Origin of the sequence: Affinirhizobium lemnae (genome assembly GCF_022968395.1) — a bacterium.
Taxonomy (GTDB): Bacteria; Pseudomonadota; Alphaproteobacteria; order Rhizobiales; family Rhizobiaceae; genus Neorhizobium; species Neorhizobium lemnae.
In genome coordinates this window covers 140,305-150,172 of the sequence record NZ_JALJQZ010000009.1, presented here as the reverse complement: position 1 = coordinate 150,172, position 9,868 = coordinate 140,305, and the positions used below count along the sequence as shown (strand labels likewise).

Genomic DNA, 9,868 nt, shown 5'->3' with positions numbered 1-9,868 from the left:
TGAACTCCATCGAATCTCGCAAATCCGAAGGAATCATAACCTCTTGAAATCACCCACCTCTTTTTGAGGCAGCCTCTTATGCAACGATTGAGACCCAGTGGCGGAGCTATCGTTCGACTTTCTTGACGGACGACGAGCGAAAACTGGCAGATCAGTTCGATCAATTGCGCCTCCAGGCAGATGACAAACTGAAATCCATCCTGACATCTCTACAGTCAGGTGACCGACAGATACTCGGTGAGTTCGCTGATAAGCAGTTGTACCCGACCGTCGATCCACTCGGCGCACAGATAGACGGGCTCATTAAATTGCAGCTTTCCGTTGCACGCGAGCTTCTCGAGACCAGCGAGCGGGTCGAGTGGCAAATGACAGTACTGATTTCCGCTGTTGTGATCGCTGGCTTTATGTTGATAATCGCATCGCTTTGGATAGTTCAGAGGGGTGTGGTTCGACCAATCAACCTGATCTCCGGTGCCATGGCATCACTTGCAGCCGGACGTCTTGATACCCCCGTGTTCGGCGAGGGACGGCGGGATGAAATTGGAACCATGGCCAGCGCTGTGGTGGTTTTCCGGGATGGCGCGCGAGAGCGCGTCCGTCTTGAAAGCGAAGCTGAGGCTAACCGTGTGCAGAGCGAAGCCGAAAGACTGGAGCGAGATCAGGAGCGCGCACGGAAGGCAGAAGAAGTGCGTCATGCCATGCAGCATCTGACCCACGGTCTTCAGCAATTGGCATCAGGAAATCTGATTTACCGTCTGCAAGAACCATTTGCAGGAGATCTTGACACATTGCGTCAGGACTACAACCAGTCTGTTGCCAAGCTGGATGAAGCGCTGCAGACCGTAAGCCTCAATGCGCAGACGATTGCTGCGGGATCCGGCCAGATCATGGCTGCAGCCAATGATCTTTCCAAGCGGACCGAGCAACAAGCCGCTTCTGTCGAGCAGACCGCAGCCGCACTCGAGCAGATAACCACCACTGTCAAGGACTCCAGCAGCCGTGCAGAGGAGGCCGGAAAGCTCGTTGCTTTAACCAAGGCGAATGCCGAAAAATCCGGAGAGATCGTTCAGGATGCGATTTCGGCGATGGGTGAGATTGAGAAGTCATCAAACGAGATCGTCAGCATCATCAGTGTCATTGACGATATAGCATTTCAGACAAATCTTCTCGCGCTCAATGCTGGTGTCGAGGCTGCACGCGCAGGAGAGGCCGGGAAGGGCTTCGCGGTGGTAGCTCAAGAGGTTCGGGAACTGGCCCAACGTTCGGCAAATGCCGCCAAGGAAATCAAGGCTCTGATCAGCCGAAGTGGCCAGCAGGTTCAGGTGGGTGTCGATCTTGTGGATCGAACTGGCCATGTTCTGAAGGAGATCGTAGGGCAGGTTCAGGATGTCAGCCGGAATGTCGTCGCCATTATCGAAGCAGCGCGCGAGCAGGCAACCGGACTGAGCGAAATCAATACTGCGGTCAATACGATGGATCAGGGAACCCAGCAAAACGCCGCGATGGTCGAGGAGTCCACCGCTGCATCCAACAGTCTTGCCCGCGAAGCCGATGCACTCTTTACGCTTATCGGTCAATTCAAGCTCTCATCTCGCCAGAAGAATGTCGGCACCGGGTTTGATAGAGCCGCCTGATCAGGCCTAGCGAAGTCGGTATTGCGGTTATCGTGACTGGAAGACCTCTTCTACCTCTCGTGGGCAGGAGAGACCGACCTACAAAGAGCTAATCCTGCTCGAAACTTCGCGACGAAACAACGGTGACTCAGGTTGACTTTGGGTCCTGAGCCGAAGCCGTAGCGCCGACGCAGATGGAGTTGTCGGCGACTGCAACGAACCGAACACCACCGGCTTCGAATGCTTGCCGAAGTTGTGCTTCGGTCGCACGATGAACATCGTGGCGGCTGCCCTCGTAATCCCGAATTGTGCTTCGGGATACACCTGACCGATCAGCCAGTTCTGTCTGCGTCCAATCCAGAAAGCCACGAGCCGCGCGACAGAGCGCGGGCGTCAATATTTTGTTGCTCTCGGGTTGACCCATCTCGTTAAGTTGCCCATATTGGTTGACAGTGATCATATAGATCGTTTCTGCGCCGATTTCCAGAGGCTCTGCCTTGTGGGTCTGGATGGTGCTTTCTCAACCAGAAAGGTTCAAGTCCTTGGGATAACGCTCGGGCCCTACATTCTTGTATTAATTGTTCTGTTGCCATTTATTGGCAGCCTGGCGTCGGCGTTCATTCTCAATACGACTTCACGAGATCTGCCTGTTGCGGTTGCGGCAACGGTAACCGCGTGCTGTCTTGCTCTTTGCATACTGGCTTATCCGAACGTCGTCGACGGCAATGTATTGCGCTTCGAGGCGGAGTGGCTTCCGCAGTTTGGCCTTAACTTCACGCTTCGCATGGATGGCTTCGCCTGGATTTTCTCCACGCTGATTACCGCCATTGGTTTGCTGGTTGTTCTGTATGCCCGTTATTACATGTCGGAAGACGATCCGATTCCTCGTTTTTTTTCGTTTCTTCTGGCGTTCATGGGCGCCATGCTTGGCATCGTGGTTTCTGGCAATGTTATCTTGCTCTCGGTATTCTGGGAGCTCACGAGCATTTTCTCTTTTCTGCTCATCAGCTACTGGCACCAAAATGCTGCTGCGCGCGATGGTGCTCGAATGGCCCTGACCATCACCGGAATCGGTGGCTTTTGCCTGCTGGTCGGAATGCTTCTCCTGGGTAACATCACCGGCACATATGATCTCGACAAGATACTTGCCTCGGGCGATATGATCCGCGAACATCCACTCTATCTCCCGACGCTGATTTTCATACTTCTCGGCGCCTTGACGAAAAGCGCGCAGTTTCCGTTTCATTTCTGGCTGCCCAATGCGATGGCGGCACCGACCCCGGTTTCGGCCTTCCTCCATTCGGCAACCATGGTAAAGGCCGGCGTGTTTTTGCTGGTGCGTTTATGGCCCGCGCTTTCTGGTACCTATGAATGGTTCTTCCTGCTTGGCCTTGCTGGAATGCTCACGCTCTTGCTGGGTGCCTATTTTGCCATTTTCCAGCAAGACTTGAAGGGGCTCCTGGCCTATTCGACGATCAGCCATCTAGGGTTAATCACCACTCTGCTTAGCCTCGGAAGTCCACTTGCAACCGTGGCCGCGATTTTCCACATGCTGAATCATGCGACTTTCAAGGCGTCGCTTTTCATGGCGGCGGGGATCATCGACCATGAAACGGGAACGCGCGACATGCGCCGTCTCAGCGGCCTTTTGCGCTACCTACCCATTACAGCAACGCTTGCCATGGTAGCAAGTGCAGCCATGGCCGGAGTGCCGCTGCTGAACGGTTTTCTCTCGAAGGAGATGTTTTTCGCAGAAGCCGTCGAAACGCACGCCGATTCCTGGCTTGACCGAATCCTCCCCTATGTGGCGACGCTTGCTGGCGCGTTCAGCGTCACATATTCACTTCGTTTCATTCATACCGTATTTTTCGGGCCGAAGCCTGAAGGTCTGCCAAAGTCGGAGCCGCACGAGCCGCCGCACTGGATGCGTTTTCCGATCGAGTTCCTCGTCATCGTCTGCCTGATCGTCGGGATCGTTCCTTCGATTTCTATCGCACCCTTTTTGGCGACTGCGGTCATGAGCGTACTCGGCGCAAAAACGCCTGAATACAGCCTTGCGATCTGGCACGGTTTCAACATCCCTCTTCTGATGAGCGCCATCGCTCTCATCGGTGGTGTCCTGATTTATGTTGCCATTCGTCGCTACCTGGCAACGTGTGAGGATGGACCGCCCTTCATTCGCCGTCTGCGCGGTCAGCGCATATTCGAGCGGGTTCTTGTAGCCGTTTCCTGGCGCTGGGCGCGCTGGGCCGAGAGCAGGATTGGCACCCGCAATCTTCAGCCGCAGCTACGCTGGATTGTTTTTATCGGGTTCCTTGCTGGGTTACTACCCCTGTGGTTTGCGGGTTTCGAAGCGCGGCCTTTTGTCTTCACAGGCGTTGACCCAGCATTCGCCATACTGTGGGTGCTGGGAGCGGGAATGTCACTGGCCGCCGCGTACCTTGCCAAATATCATCGTCTGGCGGCACTTGTCATGTTGGGAGGCGTCGGTCTGGTCGTTTGCATAACCTTCGTGTGGCTCTCTGCACCTGACCTGGCGATCACCCAATTGCTGGTAGAAGTCGTAACGACAGTCCTGATCCTGTTGGGTCTGCGCTGGCTGCCGAAACGAAATGCCCTATTGGTCGATCAGATGACGATCCGCGCACGGGCGCGGCGTTTCCGGGATCTTGTGCTCGCTGTTTCCTGCGGCATCGGTATGTCCTTCATCGCGTTTGCGGTCATGACAATGCCCGTGCCCGATGCGATTGCCAATTATTTCCTCGAGAATGCCTATTCTGAAGGGGGTGGCCGTAACGTTGTGAATGTAATTCTGGTCGACTTCCGCGGCTTCGACACGATGGGCGAGATTGCGGTCCTTGGTGTCGTCGCATTGACGGTCTATGCGCTTTTGCGACGTTTCCGCCCCGCTGCCGACAGTTTTGCCGTGCCCGAGCAGCAACGTATTCAGGCTCGGTTCGACGAAGAGCAGCCTGAACGTGCTCCGGGTGACACCGTACGCGACTACCTGCTCGTACCATCCGTGATTATGCAATGGATGTTCCCCGTCATCATCACATTCGCGGTTTATCTTTTCATGCGTGGACATGACATGCCCGGTGGTGGATTCTCGGCGGGCTTGACCATGTCGATTGCCTTCCTGCTTCAGTATCTTGCGGGTGGTACGCGCTGGGCCGAAGATCGTATTCGCATCCTGCCGCTCCGCTGGATGGGGGTCGGCCTCCTGACTGCGATGGCAACAGGAATGGGGGCCTGGCTGCTGGGCTATCCTTTCCTCACCTCGCATTTCAGGTATCTGGACCTGCCTCTTGTCGGCAAAGTACCGGCAGCGACCGCTCTCCTGTTCGATCTCGGCGTTTTCATGCTCGTTGTCGGCTCTACCGTGCTGATACTCGTGGCACTCGCACACCAATCGATCCGCATAAATCGTTTGCGGGCCATGGAAGCGGCTAAGGCAGAGGAACGCTGATGGAACTCATTCTGTCCCTCGCTATTGGCGTGATGACTGGATGCGGCGTGTGGCTGATCCTGCGTCCGCGCACTTATCAGGTCATCGTGGGGCTTTCACTTCTGTCCTATGCTGTGAACCTGTTCATATTTGGTGTCGGAGGAGTGAAGAGCAATATGCCTCCGATTCTGGCGGGCGATGTCCTGCCTGCAACCCTTGCCGATCCAGTTCCGCAGGCGTTGGTGCTGACAGCCATCGTCATCGGTTTCGCAACGACGGCATTGTTTCTCGTTGTCCTGCTCGCTTCCCGCGGTCTCACCGGTAACGACCATGTCGACGGACGTGAGGAACAACGATGATCCAGTGGTCGCATCATCTGATTATTGCGCCCATTCTGGTGCCCCTCCTTGCAAGCGCGCTGCTACTCTTTCTGGATGAGCGTCAACGCGTCGCTAAAGCAATGATCAGCGTGATCTCTACTCTGTTTCTTGTCCTCATTGCTTTCATACTGTTGAAGATAGAAAGTGGACCGAACGACTTTGGCGGCGTTTATCTGCTCGGGAACTGGGCTGCGCCATTTGGCATCGTTCTGGTACTGGATGGGCTTTCCGCACTCATGCTCTTCCTGGCGGCGCTTCTCGGAATTGCGGCGCTGGTCTTCTCGCTTGCACGCTGGCATGCCAAAGGCGCGCATTTTCATAGCATGTTCCAGCTCCTGCTGGCGGGCCTGAACGGAGCCTTTCTAACCGGTGACCTGTTCAATCTGTTCGTCTTCTTCGAAGTCATGCTGGCTGCATCCTACGGGCTCATGCTCCACGGATCTGGTCCGCTTCGCGTCAAGGCAGGCATGCACTACATTGCGGTCAATCTGGTCGCCGCGCTCTTCTTCCTCATTGGTGTCAGTCTGATCTACGGAACGGCTGGAACACTGAACATGGCGGATCTGGCCGCCCGCCTTCCTCAGATCGAGCCGGATCGGCTCATGCTGTTGCAGGCAGGGGCGGGCGTACTTGGCGTGGCGTTCCTGATCAAGGCGGGTATGTGGCCGCTCTGCTTCTGGCTGCCGACGGCCTACAGTGCCGCCTCGGCGCCCGTTGCCGGAATCTTCGCCATTCTCAGCAAGCTCGGCATTTATGTCATTCTTCGGCTCACCATGCTGCTGTTTGGCGATGGGCCGCTGGATGGATTTGGCGCCAACGCGCTTTTGCTGGGCGGCATGGTCACCTTGATCTACGGCATTATCGGGGTGCTAGCTTCCCAGGCTCTTGGTCGTCTGGCCGGGTACTCGGTACTCGTGTCGTCCGGTACGCTCTTGATGGTTCTCGGCATCAATGATGGCGTCGTTTCATCCGGTGCTTTGTTGTATCTGGTCAGTTCGACCTTCACCATCAGTGCGTTTTTCATGCTGATCGAGCTTGTGGAACGAGGGCAGGATGCGGGCGCAAACGTTCTCGCCGTCACGATGGAAGCCTATGGCGAAGGTGACGAGGAGGGGATCGACGAAGCCGAAGGTGTGACTATGCCTGGAACCATGGCTATCCTCGGTCTTTGCTTTGCCGCCTGTGGCATATTGCTTGCCGGATTGCCGCCCTTATCGGGTTTCATAGCAAAATTCGCTATGCTCACAGCCATGCTTGGTGCCGGCGCAATTGGCGTGCCGCCGACCGCCGCGATATGGACCCTGATCGTCCTCGTTATCCTGTCCGGCGTTGCATCGCTGATCGCCATGACGCGCGTCGGTATTCGGACATTCTGGGGCTCCCTTGAAGGAACGGTTCCACGGGTTCTAGTGATCGAACTGACACCTGTCATGTTCCTGCTGGCGCTGACATTGCTGCTGACCGTATGGGCGGGGCCAGCGATGCAGTACATGGATACGACCATCCGCACGCTGGGCAACCCTGCCAGCTACATTGAGGCCGTCCAGAAGGCGTATCGGGTTCCAGGATATCAGAGCGCACCGACGCAGGTGGGAGACCCCTGATGCTTCCGTTCCCGATCCTGACCTTCTGTTTGATGATGATGTGGATGCTTCTCAATGGCTTCACGCTCGGTCATCTTATTCTAGGCTCCCTCGTTGGCTTCGCGGCTGGCTGGGCGCTCGCATCCTTGCGTCCGGAGAAGCCTCGTCTCAAAAAATGGTATCTTTTGCCCAAACTGGCGGCGATCGTGGTTGTGGATATCTTCCGCTCCAATTTTTCCGTGGCGCGATTGATTGTCATGGGAAAGAAAAGGCCCAATTCCTCAGGGTTTATCCTTTTGCCCGTTCAGACGGAAAACCCCTTTGCGCTCGCAGTTCTTGCCGTGATTCTGACATCCACGCCCGGATCGGCCTGGTTGGAATATGACTCCCGCAATAAAACGGTGCTTTTACATGTGCTCGATCTCATTGATCGAGACGAGTGGGTTGCGATGATCAAAAACCGATATGAAGTGCTGTTACTGGAGATTTTTGAATGAGTGCAATCATTCTGCTGACAGCGGTCTCTTTGGCTCAACTCATATTCGCACTGGCGATGGTCATCGCCTCCGTTCGGATGTTGCGCGGACCGCGTGCTCAGGATCGGATTATCGCTCTGGACACGCTTTACATCAACGCAATGCTGCTGCTTGTCACATTCGGGATTGGTACAGGCAGGACGGTCTATTTCGAGGCGGCGCTCGTGATCGGTATGCTGGGTTTCGTAGCAACAGTCGCCATGGCGAAATTTCTAATGCGCGGGGAGGTGATTGAATGATGCTGCCGATTTCCGATTTTCCCCTATGGGCAGCGATCGCGGTCGCTATTTTTCTCCTCCTTGGTGCGATACTGACATTGATCGGAACCATCGGTTTTCTCCGCCTGCCCAGCTTTTACGAGCGGCTGCACGCGCCAACGCTGGGCACGAGTTGGGGTGTTGGCGGCACTATGGTCGCCTCCATAATATTTTTCACGGTCGGCACGGAGCGATTCATTATCCACGAGATCCTCATCGGCATCTTTGTAACGGTAACGACGCCGATAACCTTCATGCTTTTGGCACGGGCTGCCCTTCATCGTGATCGCGCGGAAGGCGATCAGCAGGTGCCTCATAAAATAGAGGTCAGCGGCACACGTGATCCCAATTGAGCACGTGCTTTCGACTAAATTGAGTCAAATATATATTATCGTTAACTTAATTATACCTGATAATTGGTAATTGAATGATATGTCGGCATGCAGTATCGTCAATCCAACTCATGCAAATGGAGGCAATATATTTACCTCTATTGATTTTAAAAACTGATGGATTAACTTACGTAAATGTTCAGAAAAATCTAAGTTAATTTGAAGCATTCCCTTGGGCTGCGCTAAACGCAGCCCTTTTCTTTTTCTGAACTACTTTGAGCCCGTGTCTGCTGCGATGATGGCCAACTGCGCCAGCTCACCAAGCAGGAGGTCCGGCGGTGGGGCGGTTGCAAGCAGTCTATCCTTGCGAAGAGGGTCTCTGAATTCTATTTTTGTGAGCCTGATATTCGCTGTCGCATTCTATATGGTAAATCGGCGCTTATGGGAGATACTTGGGTGATCCTTTCTGTGGTTGAAGTTTCGGCCGATGAATTCTCTGACTTGAATTGTTCCGGAATCTGTCGGTATGCTTTAGCGAGCGGTGGGCCTTGAGCACGCTTGGTTCACCCGACCTCCCCAGAGAAGGAACAACAAGATGAACTATTCGAACCGCCTGCGCGCTTCTGCGATGGCGCTTGGTATTGTCATGGCCGGCACTTTTGGTGCGGCCGCACAGGCCAAGACCCTGACCATTTCATGGTGGGGCTATAACGGCGACAAGCTGAACGCCAACATCATCGAGCCGTTCAAGAAGATCTGCGGCTGCGACATCGTCTTCGAGACGGGCAATAACGCTGATCGCCTCAACAAGCTGAAGCTTCGCGATGGAAAGGGCGTTGATGTCATTTACCTGACCGACAGTTTCTCGCAGATTGGGATCGCCGAAGGCCTCTTCCAGAAGGTTGATCCGGCGAAGCTGCCGAACCTGGCCGATCTCTATGACATCGCCAAGAACCCGCAAGGCGGTTACGGCCCAGCCTATACCATTGGTCGTGTTGGCATCGTCTACGATAGTGCCAAGGTCAATCCTCCGATTACCTCTTGGAACGATCTGTGGCGCGCCGATCTGAAGGGTGCCGTCACGCTTCCGGGCATCACGACGACGGCTGGTCCGATGGTGGTTCTGCAGGCTGGCAAAAATGCCAAGGTTGATGCTTTCAGCGATGCGGACAAGGCTTTCGAATCCATCGGCAAGCTGAAGGCCAACGTTGCGAAGAACTACAATACCGGGTCCGAAATGGTGAACCTCGTTTCCACGGGTGAAGCCAAGGTTGCGGTGACGCAGGACTTCACGCTGGCCTCGCTGAAGGCTGCGGTCCCGACCATGACCTGGGCGCAGCTCTCGGACGGTGATATCGCGACGCTGAACACCGTCAACATTCCGAAGGGCTCGGAGAATGTCGAACTGGCCTATCAGTTCATCAACTTCATTCTCTCCAAGGAAATCCAGCAGATCGAGGCAGAGCAGGGCGTTGACGCGCCGGTGTCTACCAAGGTGCAACTGACGCCGGAACAGGCCAAGATCTGGACCTATGGCGCAGACATGATCTCCAAGCTGAACCGTTTGGACTATGTGAAGCTGAATCAGGCGAAAACCGACTGGATTGATCGCTGGAACGAAATCTTCAGCAAGTAAGTGCGGATATTTGATGATATTTGCGTCGGCCCGGTATTTTGCCGGGCCGACGCACTTGATTGCATTGCAACATTTGGGCATTC

At 55.0% G+C, this 9,868-nt stretch carries 9 protein-coding genes; 8 read left to right on the top strand and 1 reads right to left on the bottom strand.

From position 1 onward, the window contains the following. The first annotated feature begins 86 nt into the window (after nt 1–86). Nucleotides 87–1,634, top strand: a complete 1,548-nt coding sequence (locus tag MUU53_RS08360) for a methyl-accepting chemotaxis protein (protein WP_343229106.1) — start codon at nt 87–89, stop codon at nt 1,632–1,634. A 127-nt stretch (nt 1,635–1,761) separates the two neighbouring features. Here MUU53_RS08360 and MUU53_RS08355 read toward each other — a convergent pair whose 3' ends face one another. After that, a complete protein-coding gene (locus tag MUU53_RS08355) occupies nt 1,762–2,073 on the bottom strand; it encodes a helix-turn-helix domain-containing protein (protein WP_247260493.1) in 312 nt (103 codons plus the stop codon). An 87-nt stretch (nt 2,074–2,160) separates the two neighbouring features. Here MUU53_RS08355 and MUU53_RS08350 point away from each other — a divergent pair, with 87 nt between their 5' ends. The 7 genes from MUU53_RS08350 (at nt 2,161) to MUU53_RS08320 (ending at nt 9,785) form a co-directional block, all read left to right on the top strand. Further along, nucleotides 2,161–5,082: a monovalent cation/H+ antiporter subunit A gene (locus MUU53_RS08350; protein WP_247260503.1), complete on the top strand. Its 2,922-nt coding sequence runs from the start codon at nt 2,161–2,163 to the stop codon at nt 5,080–5,082. Then, entirely contained in the window at nt 5,082–5,420 is a 339-nt protein-coding gene (locus MUU53_RS08345) for a Na+/H+ antiporter subunit C (protein WP_247260492.1), read from the top strand. Before MUU53_RS08350 ends, MUU53_RS08345 begins: the two co-directional genes overlap by 1 nt. Next, complete coding sequence (locus MUU53_RS08340) at nt 5,417–7,045, top strand: monovalent cation/H+ antiporter subunit D (RefSeq protein WP_247260491.1); 1,629 nt, start codon at nt 5,417–5,419, stop codon at nt 7,043–7,045. The genes MUU53_RS08345 and MUU53_RS08340 overlap by 4 nt, the downstream gene beginning before the upstream one ends. Further along, entirely contained in the window at nt 7,045–7,521 is a 477-nt protein-coding gene (locus MUU53_RS08335; RefSeq protein ID WP_247260490.1) for a Na+/H+ antiporter subunit E, read from the top strand. Before MUU53_RS08340 ends, MUU53_RS08335 begins: the two co-directional genes overlap by 1 nt. Beyond that, entirely contained in the window at nt 7,518–7,799 is a 282-nt protein-coding gene (locus MUU53_RS08330; RefSeq protein ID WP_247260489.1) for a K+/H+ antiporter subunit F, read from the top strand. Before MUU53_RS08335 ends, MUU53_RS08330 begins: the two co-directional genes overlap by 4 nt. Beyond that, complete coding sequence (mnhG, locus tag MUU53_RS08325; RefSeq protein WP_377307336.1) at nt 7,796–8,170, top strand: monovalent cation/H(+) antiporter subunit G; 375 nt, start codon at nt 7,796–7,798, stop codon at nt 8,168–8,170. The genes MUU53_RS08330 and mnhG overlap by 4 nt, the downstream gene beginning before the upstream one ends. Nucleotides 8,171–8,777: 607 nt before the next feature. Continuing rightward, on the top strand, nt 8,778–9,785 hold the full coding sequence (locus MUU53_RS08320; RefSeq protein ID WP_246251397.1) for an ABC transporter substrate-binding protein: 1,008 nt from the start codon (nt 8,778–8,780) through the stop codon (nt 9,783–9,785). Nucleotides 9,786–9,868 lie beyond the last annotated feature (83 nt).